Source organism: Bradyrhizobium glycinis, assembly GCF_016031655.1.
GTDB lineage: Bacteria > Pseudomonadota > Alphaproteobacteria > Rhizobiales > Xanthobacteraceae > Bradyrhizobium > Bradyrhizobium glycinis.
The window spans coordinates 146972-165662 of record NZ_JACCHQ010000013.1 but is presented as its reverse complement, the minus strand read 5'-3'; the positions used below and the strand labels follow the sequence as shown (position 1 = coordinate 165662).

Below are 18691 nucleotides of genomic sequence, written 5' to 3'. Positions count from 1 at the left end.
GGGCCGTCACCCCGAGATCCGCGCGTCTGCGACCGCCTTCTTGAACAGCGCGTTCATGGCGTCCGCGATCCCTTGCGTCGGGCTGACCTCGAAATACAGGCCCGGCGAAGCGCAGCTCTGCATGTTCTGTGCGATCTGGCTGTTCGGCGACGGGCCATAGGGACCGGCATTGAACGGATCGATCCACTTCATGTACCAGGAGTTGGTCGGCAGCGCGAGATAGGTCGTGTACAACACCGCGATCTTGACGCCGCGATCCTTCATCGTCTTGCAAAGCGCAGGGTTGAGCGGCGACTGGCACCGCGTGCTGCCCGAGAGCGGTTTCAGGCATCCCGTGTTGCTCTCGTCGGCCACGCCGTCAGACACGAAGAACAGGTATTTGAGCGGACTGGCCGACGTGCCGCTTCCGGGGGCGCTGATCTCGCCGTTGATCGCAGGAAAGACCGCAGTGAATGGGGTATCCTGATCGTTGTTCTCGTTCTGGCCGTTCACCGACATCAAGTCGATCTTGCCGGCCGCCGACTTGGCGCTGGAGAGAGAGGCCGACAACGAAAACAGACTGCGCAGGCCGAGCGAGCTTGCAGAGCCGCCGAAATCATAGATCGCCATTCTGAACTGGTTTGAATAGGTCTCGGTGGCGTTTGCCGTATCCATCAAGGACTCCGTGGCGCTCCGAAGCACGTCGATCCGGGTGGTCACGCCAAGCTTCTTGGCAAGATCGTAATAGTTGTTCTTGTCCTTGAGATCGTGGCAGGCGAAGGCGCACTTGTCCGACGTGTTGTTGACCATCTTCTGCACGTCGGCCGGGGTCGCACCGACGCCCATCGACGGCGAATTGTCGAGCAGCAGATAGAAATCGATATACAGCGGCATGCTGGCCGTCGCCTTCGACGTGCCGCTCAACGTCAGCACGGACTTGCCGATCACGCCGAGGAACATGGTGTTCATAGTTGCGGTGAACGAAACCGTCGCGGTGACGGTCGAGCCGGACTTCACCACGGTCGGCGTGAGGCCGGTCAGCGTATAGCCGGACAGACTGGCGCGATTGGCGTTGAAGATGTTCTCGGCATCCGTGACGCCGACCAAAATCGAGCCGTCCGCAGTCATGTTGCCGGCGGCTTTGAACGCTGGCGAAGCCTTGGCGATCGAGCCTACGCTCGCGGCATCCGCCGCGGCCTGAAGCTTGGACCGGGTCAGCGTCGCGCGCGAATAGTCGATCGCGCACCCGACCGCACTGATCAGGGGAACGCAGGCGAGAGCGAAAATCACTGCGATATTGCCACCCCGGTCGCGGACGAACCGGCGGACGAGAACCGAAAGCGCAGCGCGCATGGGTAGGCCTAGAGTGGTTTAAAGAGTTCCCACTCTAGGAACTGCGGATTAAATATGACTTATGGGGGCCTTGGAAACTTGGACCGCAACGAGGTTAACAAACCGTTGCAGACGATCTTCAGCGAGCGACAGACACGCATGGCCAATCTCAAACTGACACTGGTGGTGGCCTGCGCGCTTGTCGACGCCGACAAACGCGTCCTGATCGCGCAGCGCCCGGAAGGAAAGGCCCTGGCCGGCCTGTGGGAATTCCCCGGGGGCAAGCTCGAGCCGGGCGAGCGGCCGGAGCAGAGCCTGATCCGGGAGCTTCATGAGGAGCTCGGCATCACCGTCGCCGAGCCGTGCCTCGCGCCGCTGACCTTCGCCAGCTACGGTTACGAGACCTTCCATCTGTTAATGCCGCTCTACATCTGCCGGCGCTGGGAGGGGATGGTCACCGCACGCGAGGGCCAGAACCTCGTCTGGGTCCGCGCCAACAAGCTGCGAGACTATCCGATGCCGCCCGCGGACATTCCGCTGATCCCGCATCTGATCGATTTGTTGATGTGACGATGCCCCTGCTCGTCATTCCGGGGCGATGCGCAGCATCGAACTATGGTGCGCAATTGCGCACCAGAGAATCTCGAGATTCTCAGGGGCGCAATTGCGCCCCGTAGTCGCGCTATCGCGCGCCCCGGAATGGCCGCAGTGCCGGGATCACGCCTTCCCCGCCTTCTTCACCGCCTCCGCCAGGCTTGCTTTCGCCGATCCCGGCTTGAGCGGCTGCTGCTGGCTCCCATGCGGGGCCCAGCCCGAGAGCCAGACGATGTCGAACGTCGCACGGATGCGGCCGTCGGGATCGGCAAAACGCTCGGCATAGAGCTCGGCCATCCGCAGCAGCGTCGCACGGCGCGTCGGCGTTCGCCGTCGCTCGATCAGCACATTGGCCGCGCCCATGCGGCGCAGATCCTGCATCAAGGCGAACGCATTGGCGTAGCGCACCACGACACGATCGACGTCGGTGACCGGCAGCGCAAAGCCCGCCCGCTGCAGCAACGCGCCGACGTCGCGGAGGTCCGCGAACGGCGCCACGCGCGGCGACACACCGCCCTCGCATTCGGCTTCCGCCGCGGCAAAGGCCTGCCGCAGCTCGGTCAAACTGTCGCCGCCGATCATCGCGGCAAGGAGCAAGCCATCCGGTTTGAGCGCACGGCGGATCTGCGCGAGCACGCCCGGCAGATCGTTGACGAATTGCAGCGCCAGCGCCGAGACGACGAGGTCGAGGCTTTCCAGCGCGAAGGCAAGCTTCTCCGCGCCGGCCGCGTCAAGCGCGATGTGTTCGATGGAGGCAAGCCGCGTGCGCAATGCCGCCAGCCCGGCGCCGGGCGTCCAGAGATCGACAGGCGCGTGAAACTCCCGCATCACCGCCGCCAAGCGGTCGGACATGTCCTCGGCGACCCGATCGAGCAGGAATGTGACCGCGCCTTGGGCCTGGGCGCGCTGCTGCCGTCTCTGCAGCAAGGCACGATCGAACAAGGCGGGCGGGATTTGAGCGGTCTGGACCATGCCGCTGGTTACGCCGATCTCCACAGTTCTGGCAATCCGCTGCGTGCAGCGTTAGCCTCCCCACATGGAAGCCGACGCCACCACCATCCGTTCCATCGCCGCACCGCTGCGGAGCGCATGGACCGCCAGCCGCCACGTGGTGGCGCGGGCGGCGCGGCTGGCGCTCGACATCGCGCTGCCGGCACAGTGCGTATCCTGCCACGAGCCGGTCGATGGCGAGGGCGTTTGCGCCTCGTGCTGGGCCCGGCTGTCGTTCATCGAACGACCCTATTGCCCGCGACTCGGCATTCCTTTCGTTTATGACCCCGGCCCGGAGATGCTGTCGATGGAGGCGATCGCGAGCCCGCCGGCCTATCAGCGGGCGCGCGCGGCGGTGCGCTATGACGACGTGGCACGCTCGCTGGTGCATGCGCTGAAGTACCAGGACCGCACCGATCTGGCGCCGGCCATGGGCCGCTGGATGGCGCGTGCGGGCCGCGAGTTGCTGACCGGCGCCGACATGCTGGTGCCCGTGCCCCTGCATTGGCGGCGGGCCTGGCGGCGCCGTTACAACCAGTCCGGCGCGCTCGCACGCGTGATCGAGCGGCAGAGCGGGGTCAAGGTTCGGGGCGACGTGCTGCGGCGGGTGCGCGCCACGGAGCAGCAGATCGGCCTGTCCCGGGCCCAGCGCGCCACCAATGTGCAGGGCGCATTCCAGGTATCTCCCGACCGCCAGGCCGAGGTCCAGGGCCGCCGCGTTGTCCTGATCGACGATGTCCTGACGTCTGGGGCGACGCTCGATGCCTGCGCGCGAGCCCTGTTGCGCGCCAAGGCGGCCCAGGTCGACGTGCTGGTCTTTGCGCGGGTTGTCCAGAGCGGCCCCCGTCCCATATAATTCAACGAATTCATGACATGAGAGCGCCAGACGAAATGACTGCTGCCGTCGAGATCTACACCCGGCCGGGCTGCGGCTATTGTTCCGCCGCCAAGTCGCTGCTGACCCGCAAGAAGGCGACTTTTACCGAATTCGACGTCGCCAAGAACCCGTCCTGGCGCCAGGAAATGTACGGCCGCGCCGGCCAGGTTTCGACCTTCCCGCAGATCTGGATCGGCGGTACCCATGTCGGCGGCTGCGACGATCTCTACGCGCTCGACCGCGCAGGCAAGCTCGATGGCATGCTCGAAAGCGTGAAGGCCACGTCATGAGCGAGAACCGCACGTTCACGGCGGCCATGGTGCAGATGCGCACCGGCCTGATGCCCGGGCCGAGCCTCGAGCAGGCCACGAAGCTGATCCGCCAGGCGGCTGCCAATGGCGCCGATTACGTGCAGACGCCCGAAGTCAGCAACATGATGCAGGTGAACCGCAAGGCATTGTTCGAGCATCTCCAGAGCGAAGAGGACGACACCTCGCTGAAGGCCTACCGGGCGCTCGCCGCGGAGCTGCAGATTCACCTCCATGTCGGCTCGCTGGCGCTGCGCTTCTCGCCGGAGAAGGCGGTCAACCGCTCCTTCCTGATCGGGCCCGAGGGCAATGTGCTCGCGAGCTACGACAAGATCCACATGTTCGACATCGAGCTGCCGGACGGCGAGAGCTATCGCGAATCCGCCAATTACCAGCCGGGTGAGACCGCGGTGATCTCGGATCTGCCCTGGGGCCGTCTCGGCTTGACGATCTGCTACGACGTGCGCTTCCCCGCGCTGTACCGCGCGCTGGCCGAAAGCGGCGCCTATTTCATCACCGTGCCGTCGGCGTTCACCCGCAAGACCGGTGAAGCGCATTGGCACGTGCTGCTGCGCGCCCGCGCGATCGAGACCGGCTGCTTCATCTTTGCCGCGGCGCAGGCAGGCCTGCATGAGAACAAGCGCGAGACCTATGGTCATTCGCTGATCGTCGATCCCTGGGGCGAGATCCTCGCCGAGGGCGATGTCGAGCCGGGCATCATCATGGCCAAGATCGACCCGGCCAAGGTCGAGACGGCGCGCCGCGCGATTCCATCGCTCCAGCACGGCCGCCGCTTCGGCGTCTCCGATCCCAAGGCCGGGCCGGACCATTTGCACCTCGTGCGGGGCTCGGCATGATCCGCTACGCGCTGCGCTGCGACCGCGACCACGACTTCGAGAGCTGGTTCCAGAGTTCGTCCGCCTATGATTCGCAGGTGAGGCGGAAGCTCGTGACCTGCCCGATCTGCGGCTCGGCCAAGGTCGACAAGGCGATCATGGCGCCGCGCGTCGTCGGCAAGAAGGGGCGCGGCCGCGCCACGCCGCCGGCGGAGCCCGTGGCCGCGACCGCGCCCGAGGCTGCGCCGTCAGGGCCGACCTCGCTGCTGATGGCGCAGGAGCGCGAGTTGCGCGCCAAGCTGAAAGAGCTGCGCGACCACATCGTCAAGAACGCCGACAATGTCGGCGAGCGCTTTGCCAACGAAGCCCGCGCCATGCATTACGGCGATAAGGAGCACCGCCCGATCTACGGCGAGGCTTCGCCCGAAGAGGCAAAGTCGCTGATCGAGGAGGGCATCGAGGTCTCGCCGCTGCCGACGCTGCCGGAAGATAGGAACTGACCGCGCGGAGCGCGTCATCCGGGATGGTCCGAAGGACCAGACCTCAGATGCGCAATTGCGCATCGGGGGATCTCGAGATTCTCAGGTGCGCAATTGCGCACCATAGTTTGACGCTGCGCGTCGCCCCGGAATGACGGTTAGACTCCCACCAGCAGCGCGACGCCCAAGACAATCAGCGCGATACCCGCAAGCTCCCGCGGCGCGACCGGCTGCTTGAACGAATAGTAGGCGACGGCTTGCGCGAACAGCACCTCGATCAAGGCGAGCGTGCGGACGTTGGCGGCGGCCGTCAGCGCAAAGGCGAGGAACCAGAATTGCGAGGCGAAGGCGCCGATAAAGCCCGCGAGCATCGACGGTCGCCATAACCTGAGGATTCCTCGCAGCACGTCTGGCGTGCGCCAGAGCAGGTAGATCGTCAGGATCAGCGTCTGCACGAACAGGCCGAGCACCAGCGTGATTGACGCTGCGGTCACGAAGGACACGCCGGGCACATTGATGATGGCGCCGCGAAAGCCGACCGCTGACAGCGCGAAGGCCGCCGCGGCAACCAGGCCGGTGATGGTCGGCTTCAGCTCGGCAAAGCTCCTCTCGCCGCCGGGGCGGAGCGCGGTGATGACGACGCCGATGGTGGCGATCACGATCGCCAGCACCTTCAGCCAGGTCAGGTGATCGCCGAGGAAGACGAAGCCGAAGATCGCGGTCTGGATCGCCTCGGTCTTCAGGTAGGCCGTCGTCACGACAAACGAGCGGTCGTTCATCGCGAGCAGCATCAGGCCGGTGGCGACGATCTGGCTGAGTGCTCCCAAGAGCAGCCACGGCCAGAACATGGCCGGCGGCGCGCTCAGATGATCGCCGGTCGCGAGCAGCACCAGCCCCAGGAACAGCAGCGAGAACGGAAAGCCGAACAGGAAGCGGATATTGGTCGCGCCCCAGGTCCCCAGCGGCTTGGTCAACGACCGCTGCATCGCATTGCGCGCGACCTGCCCGAGCGCGGCCACGATGGTGAAGGGAATCCAGAGGCTGGCGATGGTGAACATGGGGTGACAGGCGCGAGGACTGGGCCAACGTGCCGCTGGCGGTGAAGCAGGTCAATCACACGGATGTCATGGGTGCGATGCTCTCGCAACGAACTCGGTGCCTGCGAACGCAGGGCGGCGCTTGTGATGCGGCGTCTCCCTAAACCTGCGGCTTTGCCGTCGCGCCGCCGCCATTCCGCCGGCGATAGATCCACATCCCCAGGCCGAGCACGATCGCAACGCCGACCACGGTCAGCATCCAGATGTGTTTGCCGCCATGCGTATGATGATGCAGCCCCGCATATTCATGCAGGGCCGACACGGCCAGCACGCCCGGCAGCACATGAGCCGGCGCCCAGGCCAGGATCGCCGGGATGTTCACGGCATAGAATGTCGCGGGCGCCATGCCCAGCGCGCCGGCCGTCACGGGCACGAAGGCGCGGATCGGCGGCACGAAGCGGGCGAAGAACACGGCCCAGGTGCCGAAGCGGTGGAAGAAATTCTCGCTCTCGGCGACGACGCGCGGATAATTGGTCAGCGGCCAGGTGTCGAGGATCTCGCGCTGCCGCCTGTGCCCGATCCAATAGGCCGACCCGTCGCCGAGTACGGCACCAGTTGCGGCCGCCAAGAGCACCCATGGCAGCTGCAATTCGCCGCCGGGGACCAGGGCGCTCAGCGCCAGGATGATGGTCGAGCCGGGGATCACCGATCCCACCACCGGAACGGCTTCGAGCAGCGCCGCCAGGAACAGGGTTAGATAAGCCAGCCACGCATGGGCGGAAACGAAGGCGATGAGGGGATCGAGAAAGGACGTCACGTCGTCTCTTGAAGGGCTGGAGCATGGGGCTTCGGACCCTACATAAGTAACTGCATACGGCCAAAGTACCATTCGCATGGATTGGGCGCGACCCGCCGGAATTTCGGCGTGATTCGCAAGGCAGCCCTCCAAAAACTGCGTTCCTTGCCTATCTAAATGAAAAGACAACGGAACTTTGATTGGTGGGCGGGCTTCTGCCGGCTCGTTGTCTCTGATAGGTTGATGATCAGCACCCAGCCGCAGCCAACGTGCGAATAACCGGTTTCGGGACCGCCCGGGACCTCGGAGGATTGATGACGACCGCCGCCCTGTCCAAAGTTGAGGAAGTTTCCGGCCTGCCCGACATGAAGGTGTCGGTGCGCCAGGTATTCGGGATCGACAGCGATCTCGAAGTCCCGGCCTATTCCGAAGTCGATCCTCACGTGCCCGAAGTCGACGCCGATTACCGCTTCGACCGCGCCACCACGCTGGCCATTCTCGCGGGCTTTGCCAAGAACCGCCGCGTGATGGTCACCGGCTATCACGGCACCGGCAAATCCACCCATATCGAGCAGGTCGCCGCCCGTCTGAACTGGCCCTGCGTGCGCGTCAATCTCGACAGCCACATCAGCCGCATCGACCTCGTCGGCAAGGACTCCATCGTGGTCCGCGACGGCAAGCAAGTCACCGAATTCCGCGACGGCATCCTGCCCTGGGCGCTGCAGAACAACGTCGCGCTGGTGTTCGACGAATACGACGCCGGACGCCCGGACGTGATGTTCGTGATCCAGCGCGTGCTGGAGGTCTCGGGTCGCCTGACGCTGCTCGACCAGAACAAGGTGATCAAGCCGCATCCGGCCTTCCGGCTGTTCGCCACCGCCAACACCGTCGGCCTCGGCGATACCTCGGGCCTCTATCACGGTACCCAGCAGATCAACCAGGGCCAGATGGACCGCTGGTCGATCGTCACCACGCTGAACTATCTCAGCCACGACGAGGAAGTCGAGATCGTGCTGGCCAAGGCCAAGCACTATCGCAGCCAGGAGGGCCGCGACATCGTCAACAAGATGGTGCGCCTCGCCGACCTCACCCGCAACGCCTTTGCCAATGGCGATCTGTCGACGGTGATGAGCCCGCGTACGGTGATCACTTGGGCGGAAAACTCCGACATCTTCGGCGATATCGGCTTTGCGTTCCGTGTCACCTTCCTCAACAAGTGCGACGAACTCGAACGGCCCCTGGTCGCCGAGTTCTACCAGCGCTGCTTCAATGCGGAGCTGCCGGAATCGGCGGTCAACGTCGCGCTCAGCTAGACCATGCCATCAATCACCGTCGAGCGCACCATTGGGACCACCAAGAAGGCTGTGCTCGCCGGTCTCGGCGCTTACAACGACGAGAAGTTTGGGAAGCAGAAAGTCAAGAGCATCGCGGTTTCGCTGAAGGACGGCCGCAAGATCGTCGGCGGCATCGTCGGTCAGCTCTGGTCCACGGTTCTGTTCATCCAGTATTTCTGGATCGACCAGAAGCAGCGCGGCAAGGGACACGGCACGAAGCTGATCGCGGCGATCGAGGACGAGGCAAGGCGGCTCGGCGCGATCCGAGCCCATGTCGATACGATGAGTTTCCAGGCGCCGGGCTTCTATCGTTCTTGCGGGTACCAGGAATTCGGCACCATCGACGGCTATCCCGGCGGGGTGACGCGCCATTCGTTTACGAAGTCGCTATGAGCACATCATCATCCAACTCCAAATTCCGCAGCAACAAGGAAGCACCGACCGAGCCGTTCAAGCGCTCGGTCGCCTCCTGTCTGAAGGCGATCGCGAAGGCGCCCGAGCTCGACGTCTCCTTCGCGGCCGAACGCCCGGGCCTTGCGCCTGGCAAGGCGCGGCTGCCCGAGCCGGCGCGCAAGATGAGCAAGCGTGACGCCGCGATCGTCCGCGGCCATGCCGATTCCATCGCGCTCAAGCTCGCCTGTCACGATCCCAAGGTTCACCGCAAGCTGATGCCCGGCAATCCGCAGGCGCGCGGCGTGTTCGAGGCGGTGGAGCAGGCCCGCGTCGAGGCGATCGGCGCGCGCCGCATGGCGGGCGTTGCCAAGAACCTCACGGCCATGCTCGACGACCATTTCCACCGCGGCAAGTTCGACGAGATCACCGACCGCGCCGACGCGCCGCTGGCGGACGCGCTGGCGATGCTGGTGCGCGAGCGCCTCACCGGCATGGCGCCGCCGACGGCGGCCAAGAAGATGGTCGACCTCTGGCGGCCGATCCTCGAAGACAAGATCGGCAAGCGGCTCGACCGGCTCGACGGCGTGCTCGAGGATCAAACCAAGTTCGGCGATGCCGTGCATGACCTGCTCTCGGCGCTCGAGCTCGGCGACGAGCGCAACGCCGACAGCGAGGACAATGACGAGAACGACGAGAACCAGGACGGCGACAATGACCAGTCCGGCGCCGAGGGCTCGCCCGATTCCGACGCCGCGCAGGAGATGAGCGCCGACCAGGCGCAGGCAACCTCGGAGGAGATGAGCGAGAGCGCGATGGAAAGCGCGCAGGCCTCCACCTCCGACACCTTCGACGACGGCGAGCTCGGTGACGACGAGACGCCGGGCGAGGCGACGCGCCCGAATCAGCACGGCAGGAACGAGCCGCGCGGGCCGGAATATCACGCCTTCGCGCCCAAGTTCGACGAGGTCATCGCCGCCGAGGATCTCTGCGACCATGACGAGCTGGAGCGGCTGCGCGCCTATCTCGACAAGCAGCTCGCACATCTGCAAGGCATCGTCGCCCGTCTCGCCAACCGGCTGCAGCGCCGCCTGATGGCGCAGCAGAACCGCGCCTGGGAGTTCGATCTCGAAGAGGGCATTCTGGACCCCGCGCGCCTGTCGCGCGTCGTCACCGATCCTTATCACCCGCTGTCCTTCATGCACGAGAAGGAGGCGACGTTCCGCGACACCGTGGTGACGCTGCTGCTCGACAATTCCGGCTCGATGCGCGGCCGCCCGATCACGGTCGCCGCGACCTGTGCCGACATCCTCGCGCGCACGCTGGAGCGTTGCGGCGTCAAGGTCGAGATTCTCGGCTTCACCACGCGCGCCTGGAAGGGCGGGCAATCGCGCGAGGCGTGGCTTGCCGCCGGCAAGCCGGCCAATCCCGGCCGCCTCAACGATCTCCGCCACATCATCTACAAGTCCGCCGACGCCCCCTGGCGCCGTGCGCGGAAAAACCTGGGCCTGATGATGCGCGAGGGGCTGCTGAAGGAGAACATCGACGGCGAGGCGCTGGACTGGGCGCACAAGCGCCTGCTCGGCCGCCCCGAGCAGCGCAAGATCCTGATGATGATCTCGGACGGCGCGCCAGTCGACGATTCCACGCTGTCGGTCAATCCCGGCAATTACCTCGAACGGCATCTGCGCCACATCATCGAGGAGATCGAGACGCGCTCTCCGGTCGAGCTGATCGCGATCGGCATCGGCCATGACGTGACGCGCTATTATCGCCGCGCCGTGACGATCGTGGATGCCGAGGAGCTCGGCGGCGCCATCACAGAGAAGCTCGCCGAGCTGTTCAGTGAGACCAACACAGCGCCAATGCCAGCGGCCGGTCGCCCGCGACGCAAATTGCATTCGTGAGCACGCATCCATCCCGCCGCAGCTTCGTCAGCCTCGCGGCGGCGGGATTTTCCACTCTCGCGCTGCCGCGCTTGGCGCAGGCGCAACTGCAGCCCAAGACCGAGCCGCCGCCGCGCGCCCTCCAGCTCGAGCATGCCGTCACCGCGCCGGTCAGCGTCGAGGTCAATGCGCGGAGCATTGCCAATTTCGAGCCGCGCGACCGCTCGCGCACGCGCTTCGGCTCGCTCGATTTTCGCAGCGGCCTGGTGCTGACCTCGCCCTATCGCGGCTTCGGCGGCCTGTCCGGCCTCCGCTTCCTCGACGGCAAGGGCGAGCGCTTCCTCGCGATCTCCGATCAGGGCGGCTGGTTCACCGGCACGATCCGCTATTCCGGCCGCGAGATGGTCGGGCTCGCCGACGTCGAGGCTGCGCCGGTGCTGGGCGCGGACGGGCGGCCGATCACCGAGAAGCGGCTCTGGTACGACACCGAGTCGCTCGCGCGCGACGGCAACCTCGTCTATGTCGGGCTCGAACGCGTTAACCAGATCCTGCGCTATGATTTCGCCAAGGGTGCTACCGGCGCCCGCGGCGAAGTGATCGCCGTCCCGCCGGCCTTGCGCAAGCTGCCTTACAACAAGGGGCTGGAGGCGATGGTCGTCGTGCCCAAAGGGCAGGGACCGGGCAAGAGCGCCCAGCCGCTCGCGGGCACGCTGATCGCCTTCTCCGAGCGCGGGCTCGATGCCGACGGCAATCTCCTCGCTTTCCTGATCGGTGGCACCACGCCCGGCCAGTTCAGCGTGCGCCGCTCGGAGAATTTCGACATCAGCGACGCCGTGCTGCTGCCCTCGGGCGATCTCCTCATCCTCGAACGCAAATTCTCCTGGTTCACCGGCGTCAACATCCGCATCCGTGCGATCCCGCTGAAGTCGATCGCGCCGGGCGCCGTCGTCGACGGCCTGACGCTGTTCGCAGCCGATCTCGGCCACGAGATCGACAACATGGAAGGCATCGACGCCCATGTCACGGCCGAGGGCGAGACCGTGCTGACCCTGATCTCCGACGACAATTTCTCGATGCTGCAAAGGACGCTGCTGCTGCAGTTCGCATTGGTGGAGTAATTCTCTGCTGTCGTCCCGGGGCGACGAAGTCGCGAGCCCGGGACCCAGAACCACAGGGAGAAGTTTGGCGACGGCTCGTGGTGGCCGGTTTTCGTCAAACGGGATCCTGTGGTTCTGGATCCCGGGCTCACGCTGCGCGTGCCCCGGGATGACAACCGAGTTGTACGACGCGCGCAATGCATGGCCCCACGGTCCGCCATTCCCGCCGCGCAACTAGCAATCCGCGCGTCCCTCACTACACTCCCATCACAATCCTCCATCCCCCGGAACTCCCCGCATGTCCGTCCTGTTTTCCCCGATCAAGCTGCGCGGCCTGACCTTGAAGAACCGCCTCGTGGTGTCGCCGATGTGCCAATATTCGGCCGATGACGGCGTCGCCACCGACTGGCACTTCACCCACATCAACAATCTCAGCCTGTCGGGCGCGGCGATGTTCTGCATCGAGGCGACGCATGTCGAGGCGGTCGGCCGTATCACGCCGGGCTGCCTCGGGCTCTACAGCGATGCCTGCGAGGCCGCGCTGAAGCCGATCCTGCATTCGGTGCGCAGATATTCCTCCACCGCGATTGCGATGCAGCTCGCCCATGCCGGCCGCAAGGCATCGAGCGCGCGCCCCTGGGACGGCGGCCAGCTGATCCCGGTCGAGCAGGGCGGCTGGCAGACGGTCGGGCCGTCGGCGGTGCCGCACAAGGAGGGCGAGGCCGCCCCGCTGGCGCTGGATGCGGCAGGCTTGACGCGCATCCGCGAGGCCTTCGTGGATTCGACCAAGCGCGCCGCGCGGCTCGGTATCGACGCCATCGAGGTGCATGGCGCGCACGGTTATCTCTTGCATCAATTCCTGTCGCCGATATCCAACAAGCGCACCGACGAATATGGTGGCAGCCTCGCGAACCGCATGCGCTTTCCGCTGGAGGTGTTCGACGCGGTGCGCGCCGCGTTCCCCGCTGACAAGCCGGTCGGCATGCGGGTGTCGTCGACCGATTGGGTCGAGGGCGGCTGGGATCTGGCACAGACCATCGAATTCGCGAACGCGCTGAAGACGCGCGGCGTCGACTGGATCGATGCATCCTCCGGCGGCGTCTCGCCGCTGCAAAAAATTCCGCTCGGCCCCGGCTATCAGGTGCAGTTTGCAGAGGCGATCAAGCGCGAGACCGGCCTGCCCACCATCGCCGTCGGCCTGATCACCGAGCCGACGCACGCGGAGGAGATCGTCGCGTCGGGTAAGGCGGACATGGTCGCGCTCGCCCGCGGCCTGCTCTACGATCCGCGCTGGGGCTGGCACGCCGCCGCCGAGCTCGGCGGGGCGGTCGAGGCGCCGCCGCAATATTGGCGCTCGCAGCCCTCGACGCAGAAGGCGCTGTTCGGCAAGACCACGTTCGGGGCGAGGTGAGAGCGAGCGTGGTGCGCGCGCTCCCACTCACGAATCCGTAAACCTCCTCACCTTCCACGCCCCCCAAAACTGGCCTAACCTGCTCGCTCTCAACGCCTCGCGGAGGCTGGCCATGCGTTTCCGTCTTCGTAAAACTGCCCATGTGTTCGAACGCGTCGGCCTTGCCATGGCGGGGGCCGCGTGCGGATTGTTCGTCGGCGCCTATGTCGGCTCGGCGATCCCCACTCTCACCACGCAGGGCTTCCTGCTGCTGATGATGCTGCTCGGCGGCATCGGCTTCTATCTCGGCATCGACACGCCGCAGATGCCTTTCGACGACGCGCATAGCCAGATCGATGCCGCCGAGCTCATGAGCGCCGCCGGCACGCTCTCCGCTACGCTCACCGCCTTCGCCTCGGTCGCCGTGATCGTGCTCCGGCTCGATCCGCACATCGCCTGGACCTGGCTCGTCTTGGTCGGCTGGATTGCCGGCGTCGCCATGCAGATCGTCGCCGGCGCCAAGGCCAGGCTGCGGAAGTAGCTCTCTCAGTCATGATGGGCCCGCCTGAAGCGGGGCATCTCGAAGGACAGCCGCCGGGAAGAGCTCGCAATTCCGAGGGCCCATCGTTCACGGCAGGGTTCGGCTTGCCTCAGCTGCGTCGCCCGACACCGTCTCTTTCCCTGTCAACCCGTCATCCGGTCAGGGCACCGTTCGAAGCATTGCCCGCGCATTGGTCTTGAAGAGTTCATCTTTGCATCCCATCTTGCAGCGCCCGCGGGTAGAAGCGTACCCTGCCTTTTTCTGCGGCTTTGATGCGAGGACCTGGGGATGAGCGGACCGGACGGAAGCAGGCAGTTGATCAAAAGCCACGATTTTGTTCAGGTCAGCGCAATCGCCGGGCTTCTCGCCGCCGCCTTCGCCCTGTCCGGCTGCGACAAGCCGGCATCGCAGGCTGCGGCTCCGCCAGCGCCGCCAGTGACGGTCGCCCAGCCCGTCAAGCGCACCGTCACCGATTGGGACGAGTTCACCGGCCGGTTCGAGGCGGTGGAGGAGGTCCAGGTGCGGCCGCGGGTCGGCGGCTTCGTCAACTCGGTCGAGTTCCAAGACGGCGCCATCGTGCGTCAGGGTGATCTGCTGTACGTGATCGACCCGCGCCCGTTCGAGGCGGTGGCCACTCAGGCGGAGGGCCAGCTGTCCGACGCGCGGGCGAGAGTGGAGCTTGCCAAGCGCGAGCTCGATCGTGGTCTCAATCTGGTGCAGACCAGCGCCGTCTCCGAGCAGGTCGTTGATCAACGCCGTCAGGCGCTGCAGGCCGCGCATGCCGCCGAGATGCAGGCCGAAGGCGCGCTGAAGGCTGCCAAGCTCAATATCGAGTTCACGCATGTGGCTGCGCCGCTGACCGGCCGCGTCAGCCGGCATCTCGTCAGCCCCGGCAATCTCGTGCAGGGCAGCGACACCGGCACCTCGACGCTGTTGACCTCGATCGTCGCGCTCGATCCGATCTACATCTATTTCGACATGGATGAAGCGACCTTCATCAAATACAGCAAGCTGTGGTTCGAAGGCCGGCGCCCGAGCTCGCGCGACACCGCAAACCCGGTGCAGGTGGCGCTGGCCGGCGAGACCAAGCCATCGCACGAGGGCACCGTCAATTTCCTCGACAATCGGCTGGACGTCTCGACCGGCACGCTGCGCAGCCGCGCCGTGGTGAAGAACACGGATCTCTCGATCCTGCCCGGCCAGTTCGGCCGCGTCCGCCTGATCGGCAGCGCACCTTACGAGGCGCTGCTGATTCCAGACGTTGCGATCGCGACCGATCAGTCCCGCAAGATCGTGTTCGTGGTCAAGGCGGATGACACGGTCGAAGCGCGCCCCGTGGTGCTCGGTCCGCTCGACGACGGCCTGCGTGTGATCCGTGAAGGGCTGAAGCCGGACGATCGCGTCATCGTCAACGGCATCCAGCGCGCCCGCGTCGGCGCCAAGGTCGCTCCCCAGACCGCGCAAGCGCCGGCCGGTGGCAAGCCATGAATCTCGGCCGCCTCTCCATCAACCAGCCCATTCTGGCGATGGTGCTGTCGATCGTGCTCCTGATCGTCGGCGCGCTCGCCTATACCACGCTGCCGGTCTCCGAATATCCGCAAGTGGTGCCGCCGACCGTCGTCGTCACCACGCAATATCCCGGCGCCTCCGCCCAGACCGTGTCCGACACGGTCGCCGCTCCGATCGAGCAGGAGATCAACGGCGTCGAGGACATGCTGTATCTCTACAGCCAGGCGACGTCGAACGGCCAGCTCACCATCACCGTCACCTTCAAGCTCGGTACCGATCTCGACAAGGCCCAGGTGCTCGTGCAGAATCGCGTTGCGATCGCGCAGCCGCGCCTGCCAGAGGAAGTGCAGCGCAACGGCGTCACCACCCGCAAGAACTCGCCCGACATTCTGATGGTCGTGTTCATGCTGTCGCCGGACGACACGTTCGACCAGCTTTACATCTCCAATTATGCGCTGCTCCAGGTCCGCGACCAGCTCTTGCGCATCGACGGCGTCGGCGACATCCAGATCTTCGGCGCCCGCGACTATTCGATGCGGCTGTGGCTCGACCCTGACCGCATCGCCAATCTCGGCCTGACCTCGGGCGAGGTACTGGCCGCGATCCGCGCCCAGAACGTGCAGATCGCGGGCGGCCAGATCGCCGAGCCGCCGATCACCGATCGCGCCTTCCAGCCCAACCTCACCTTCACCGGACGTTTGAAGGACCAGAAGCAGTTCGAGGACATCCTGATCAAGGCCGGCCCTGACGGCCGCACGGTGCGGCTGCGCGACGTCGCCCGCATCGAGCTCGGGGCGCTGGCCTATTCCACCAACAGCTTCCTGCTGCGCAAGTCGGCGGTCGCCATGCTGGTGACGCAGCGGCCGGGCTCGAACGCGCTCGCGACCGCAAAGAACATCTCCGACACCATGACGAGGCTCAAGGAGAGCTTTCCAAGGGGCCTCGACTACAATATCGGCTACAACCCGACCGAGTTCATTGCTCAGTCGGTTCACGAGCTGATCAAGACCATCTACGAGGCCATGCTGCTCGTGGTCATCGTGGTGTTGGTGTTCCTGCAGGGATGGCGGCCCGCGATCATTCCGATCATCGCGATCCCGGTCTCGCTGGTCGGCACGTTCGCAGTGATGGCGGCGCTCGGCTTCTCCATCAACAATCTGACCCTTTTCGGGCTCGTCCTCGCGGTCGGCATCGTGGTCGATGATGCCATCGTCGTGGTCGAGAATGTCGAGCGCCATCTCGAGCACGGCCTCAGTCGTCGCGATGCCGCGCTGAAGACGATGGAGGAGGTTGGCGGCGCGCTGGTCTCGATCGCCCTGGTGCTATGCGCGGTGTTCGTCCCGACCGCGTTCCTCGGCGGCATCTCCGGGCAATTCTTCCAGCAATTCGCCGTCACCATCGCCGTTGCGACGGCGATCTCCTGTTTCTGCTCGCTGACGCTGTCACCCGCGCTGGCCTCGCAGATCCTCACGCCGCACGAAGAGAAGCGGCCGCCGGCGGCCTGGAACGTCATCGCGCGCGGCTGGAATGCGTTCACCGGCGTGTTCAACCGCCTGTTCGACCGGCTGGCGCATGGCTATGCCGGCCTCGCCAATTTCGTGATTCGCCATTCGGTGGTGATGCTGCTGATCTATGTCGTGCTGATCGGCAGCGCCGGCTGGCTGATCATGACCACGCCGCAGGGATTCATCCCGGCGCAGGATCGCGGCTACGTCATCATATCCGTGCAATTGCCGGGCGCCGCTTCGCTGGCGCGCACCACCGAGGTCGTGCGCGAGATCGAGCGGATCTCGCTGGATACGCCAGGCATCGTCCGCGTTGCCGCCTTTGCCGGCTTCTCCGGCGCCACCCGCACCCAGGCCGGCAATGCGGCGGCGCTGTTCCCGGTGTTCGACGAGCCCGAGGCGCGGCTGAAGAAGGGTCTGTCCGCGAACGCCATCACGGCCGAGCTGCGCAAGCGCCTGTCCGCGATCCAGGGCGCCTTCATCATCGTGATTCCGCCGCCGGCCGTTCCCGGCATCGGCACTGGCGGCGGATTTGCCATCCGCATCCAGGACCGCCAGGGCCGTGGGCCTGAAATGCTCGCCGCGGCCACCGACGAGCTTGTCGCCGCCGCGCGCAAATCGCCTTCGCTGCTCGCCCCCGCGGTGTTCTCGCCATTCACGGCCAACACGCCGCAGCTCTTCGTCGACATCGACCGGACCAAGGCGCAGAAGCTGGGCGTGCCCATCTCCAACATCAACGAGACGATCCAGACCTATTTCGGGTCGACCTATGTCAACGACTTCAACCTGTTCGGCCGCACCTACCATGTCACCGCGCAGGCCGACTTTCCGTTCCGGAAAGAGCCGAGCGACCTTGCGCGCCTGCGAACGCGCAACGCTTCCGGCGACATGGTGATGCTCGGCAGCGTGGTCGAGTTCAAGGACGTCTCGGGACCCGATCGCGTGGCGCGCTACAATCTCTATGCGGCGTCCGAACTCCAGGGCGAGCCGGCGCCGGGCACCAGCTCGACCACCGCGCTTAACGCCATCAAGCAGCTCGCGACCGACACCTTGCCGAGCGGCTTCACCTTCGAATGGACCGACCTGTCCTATCAGCAGGTCACCGGCGGCAATGCCGGTCTCTACGTATTTCCGATCTGCGTGCTGTTCGTCTATCTCGTGCTCGCCGCGCAATATGGCAGCTGGACGCTGCCGTTCGCGGTGATCCTGATCGTGCCGATGTGCCTGTTAGCCGCCACCATCGGCGTGCGCATCATGGGTCAGGACGTCAACATCCTCACCCAGATCGGCTTCGTCGTGCTGGTGGGATTGGCGGCGAAGAACGCGATCCTGATCGTCGAGTTCGCGCGCGACATCGAGAACGAAGGCAAGCCGCGGCTGGAGGCGGTCATCGACGCCTGCCGCTTGCGCTTGCGGCCGATCCTGATGACCTCCTTCGCCTTCATCCTCGGCGTCTTGCCGCTGGTGATCTCGACCGGCTCGGGCTCGGAGATGCGCCAGGCCGTCGGCGTCGCCGTGTTCTTCGGCATGATCGGCGTCACCCTGTTCGGCCTTCTGTTCACGCCGATCTTCTATGTCGTGGTACGGAACCTGGCGGAAGGGCGGCGCGACAAGAAGCCGGAGGCGATGGCCTGAGGTCCGCCTTGATGGTCATAGGCGCCGCCTCATCCCCGCGAACGCGGGGACCCATAACCACAGGGAGTAGTTCAGCGCGACACCGGTAACTCCGAGTCATCGCCAAAGCGTCTCCCTGTGGTTATGGGTCCCGGGCTCGCGCTCCGCGCGCCCCGGGACGACAGCGGGAGCTTGGC

General features: G+C 65.6%; 17 protein-coding genes. 13 read left to right on the top strand and 4 right to left on the bottom strand.

Going from position 1 to position 18691, the window contains the following annotated elements; all coding sequences use genetic code 11:
- Window positions 1-6 precede the first annotated feature (6 nt).
- Window positions 7-1332, bottom strand: a complete 1326-nt coding sequence (locus HZZ16_RS20090; RefSeq protein WP_197950881.1) for a TadE/TadG family type IV pilus assembly protein — start codon at window positions 1330-1332, stop codon at window positions 7-9.
- A 138-nt stretch (window positions 1333-1470) separates the two neighbouring features.
- Here HZZ16_RS20090 and HZZ16_RS20085 point away from each other — a divergent pair, with 138 nt between their 5' ends.
- On the top strand, window positions 1471-1881 hold the full coding sequence (locus tag HZZ16_RS20085) for a (deoxy)nucleoside triphosphate pyrophosphohydrolase (protein WP_197950946.1): 411 nt from the start codon (window positions 1471-1473) through the stop codon (window positions 1879-1881).
- A 147-nt stretch (window positions 1882-2028) separates the two neighbouring features.
- On the opposite strand, the gene HZZ16_RS20080 is transcribed toward HZZ16_RS20085, so the two are convergent.
- Window positions 2029-2877, bottom strand: coding sequence for a methyltransferase domain-containing protein (locus HZZ16_RS20080; RefSeq protein ID WP_197950944.1), 849 nt, complete (start codon window positions 2875-2877; stop codon window positions 2029-2031).
- Between the two features lie 64 nt (window positions 2878-2941).
- On the opposite strand from HZZ16_RS20080, the gene HZZ16_RS20075 reads away from it, so the two are divergent.
- Genes HZZ16_RS20075 through HZZ16_RS20060 form a run of 4 tightly spaced genes read left to right on the top strand, consistent with a single transcriptional unit; the run spans window position 2942 to window position 5416 of the window.
- The gene (locus HZZ16_RS20075) at window positions 2942-3751 is read left to right on the top strand and encodes a ComF family protein (RefSeq protein ID WP_197950879.1); all 810 of its coding nucleotides are present in this window, start codon (window positions 2942-2944) and stop codon (window positions 3749-3751) included.
- Between the two features lie 35 nt (window positions 3752-3786).
- Window positions 3787-4062, top strand: a complete 276-nt coding sequence (gene grxC / locus HZZ16_RS20070; RefSeq protein ID WP_197950877.1) for a glutaredoxin 3 — start codon at window positions 3787-3789, stop codon at window positions 4060-4062.
- Window positions 4059-4937 (top strand): carbon-nitrogen hydrolase family protein, encoded by an 879-nt coding sequence (locus HZZ16_RS20065; RefSeq protein WP_197950875.1) that lies wholly within the window; start codon window positions 4059-4061, stop codon window positions 4935-4937. The genes grxC and HZZ16_RS20065 overlap by 4 nt, the downstream gene beginning before the upstream one ends.
- A complete protein-coding gene (locus HZZ16_RS20060; RefSeq protein WP_197950873.1) occupies window positions 4934-5416 on the top strand; it encodes a DUF1178 family protein in 483 nt (160 codons plus the stop codon). The genes HZZ16_RS20065 and HZZ16_RS20060 overlap by 4 nt, the downstream gene beginning before the upstream one ends.
- A gap of 137 nt (window positions 5417-5553) precedes the next feature.
- Here the strand turns inward: HZZ16_RS20060 and HZZ16_RS20055 are convergent, their stop codons facing one another.
- A complete protein-coding gene (locus HZZ16_RS20055; protein ID WP_197950871.1) occupies window positions 5554-6453 on the bottom strand; it encodes an EamA family transporter in 900 nt (299 codons plus the stop codon).
- Window positions 6454-6592: 139 nt separating this feature from the next.
- Window positions 6593-7249 (bottom strand): DedA family protein, encoded by a 657-nt coding sequence (locus tag HZZ16_RS20050; protein WP_197950869.1) that lies wholly within the window; start codon window positions 7247-7249, stop codon window positions 6593-6595.
- A 293-nt stretch (window positions 7250-7542) separates the two neighbouring features.
- Here HZZ16_RS20050 and cobS point away from each other — a divergent pair, with 293 nt between their 5' ends.
- The 8 genes from cobS (at window position 7543) to HZZ16_RS20010 (ending at window position 18515) form a co-directional block, all read left to right on the top strand.
- Complete coding sequence (gene cobS / locus HZZ16_RS20045) at window positions 7543-8541, top strand: cobaltochelatase subunit CobS (protein WP_197950867.1); 999 nt, start codon at window positions 7543-7545, stop codon at window positions 8539-8541.
- Window positions 8542-8544: 3 nt separating this feature from the next.
- On the top strand, window positions 8545-8955 hold the full coding sequence (locus tag HZZ16_RS20040) for a GNAT family N-acetyltransferase (RefSeq protein ID WP_197950865.1): 411 nt from the start codon (window positions 8545-8547) through the stop codon (window positions 8953-8955).
- On the top strand, window positions 8952-10859 hold the full coding sequence (gene cobT / locus HZZ16_RS20035) for a cobaltochelatase subunit CobT (protein WP_197950864.1): 1908 nt from the start codon (window positions 8952-8954) through the stop codon (window positions 10857-10859). The genes HZZ16_RS20040 and cobT overlap by 4 nt, the downstream gene beginning before the upstream one ends.
- Window positions 10856-11956 (top strand): esterase-like activity of phytase family protein, encoded by a 1101-nt coding sequence (locus HZZ16_RS20030; RefSeq protein WP_197950862.1) that lies wholly within the window; start codon window positions 10856-10858, stop codon window positions 11954-11956. Before cobT ends, HZZ16_RS20030 begins: the two co-directional genes overlap by 4 nt.
- Before the next feature lie 277 nt (window positions 11957-12233).
- Window positions 12234-13346 (top strand): NADH:flavin oxidoreductase/NADH oxidase, encoded by a 1113-nt coding sequence (locus HZZ16_RS20025; RefSeq protein WP_197950860.1) that lies wholly within the window; start codon window positions 12234-12236, stop codon window positions 13344-13346.
- Between the two features lie 112 nt (window positions 13347-13458).
- The gene (locus tag HZZ16_RS20020) at window positions 13459-13866 is read left to right on the top strand and encodes a hypothetical protein (RefSeq protein WP_197950858.1); all 408 of its coding nucleotides are present in this window, start codon (window positions 13459-13461) and stop codon (window positions 13864-13866) included.
- A gap of 288 nt (window positions 13867-14154) precedes the next feature.
- Complete coding sequence (locus HZZ16_RS20015) at window positions 14155-15354, top strand: efflux RND transporter periplasmic adaptor subunit (RefSeq protein ID WP_197950856.1); 1200 nt, start codon at window positions 14155-14157, stop codon at window positions 15352-15354.
- Window positions 15351-18515 carry an efflux RND transporter permease subunit gene (locus HZZ16_RS20010; protein ID WP_197950854.1) on the top strand — a complete coding sequence of 1055 codons (3165 nt, stop codon included), beginning with the start codon at window positions 15351-15353 and terminating at the stop codon, window positions 18513-18515. Before HZZ16_RS20015 ends, HZZ16_RS20010 begins: the two co-directional genes overlap by 4 nt.
- The last annotated feature ends 176 nt before the right edge of the window (window positions 18516-18691 follow it).

Excerpts from the sequence above, each read along its gene's own strand:
- HZZ16_RS20090 (WP_197950881.1), bottom strand. The coding sequence starts at position 1,332 with ATGCGCGCTGCGCTTTCGGTTCTCGTCCGCCGGTTCGTCCGCGACCGG.
- HZZ16_RS20085 (WP_197950946.1), top strand. The coding sequence starts at position 1,471 with ATGGCCAATCTCAAACTGACACTGGTGGTGGCCTGCGCGCTTGTCGAC.
- HZZ16_RS20080 (WP_197950944.1), bottom strand. The coding sequence starts at position 2,877 with ATGGTCCAGACCGCTCAAATCCCGCCCGCCTTGTTCGATCGTGCCTTG.
- HZZ16_RS20075 (WP_197950879.1), top strand. The coding sequence starts at position 2,942 with ATGGAAGCCGACGCCACCACCATCCGTTCCATCGCCGCACCGCTGCGG.
- grxC (WP_197950877.1), top strand. The coding sequence starts at position 3,787 with ATGACTGCTGCCGTCGAGATCTACACCCGGCCGGGCTGCGGCTATTGT.
- HZZ16_RS20065 (WP_197950875.1), top strand. The coding sequence starts at position 4,059 with ATGAGCGAGAACCGCACGTTCACGGCGGCCATGGTGCAGATGCGCACC.
- HZZ16_RS20060 (WP_197950873.1), top strand. The coding sequence starts at position 4,934 with ATGATCCGCTACGCGCTGCGCTGCGACCGCGACCACGACTTCGAGAGC.
- HZZ16_RS20055 (WP_197950871.1), bottom strand. The coding sequence starts at position 6,453 with ATGTTCACCATCGCCAGCCTCTGGATTCCCTTCACCATCGTGGCCGCG.
- cobS (WP_197950867.1), top strand. The coding sequence starts at position 7,543 with ATGACGACCGCCGCCCTGTCCAAAGTTGAGGAAGTTTCCGGCCTGCCC.
- HZZ16_RS20040 (WP_197950865.1), top strand. The coding sequence starts at position 8,545 with ATGCCATCAATCACCGTCGAGCGCACCATTGGGACCACCAAGAAGGCT.
- cobT (WP_197950864.1), top strand. The coding sequence starts at position 8,952 with ATGAGCACATCATCATCCAACTCCAAATTCCGCAGCAACAAGGAAGCA.
- HZZ16_RS20025 (WP_197950860.1), top strand. The coding sequence starts at position 12,234 with ATGTCCGTCCTGTTTTCCCCGATCAAGCTGCGCGGCCTGACCTTGAAG.
- HZZ16_RS20020 (WP_197950858.1), top strand. The coding sequence starts at position 13,459 with ATGCGTTTCCGTCTTCGTAAAACTGCCCATGTGTTCGAACGCGTCGGC.
- HZZ16_RS20015 (WP_197950856.1), top strand. The coding sequence starts at position 14,155 with ATGAGCGGACCGGACGGAAGCAGGCAGTTGATCAAAAGCCACGATTTT.
- HZZ16_RS20010 (WP_197950854.1), top strand. The coding sequence starts at position 15,351 with ATGAATCTCGGCCGCCTCTCCATCAACCAGCCCATTCTGGCGATGGTG.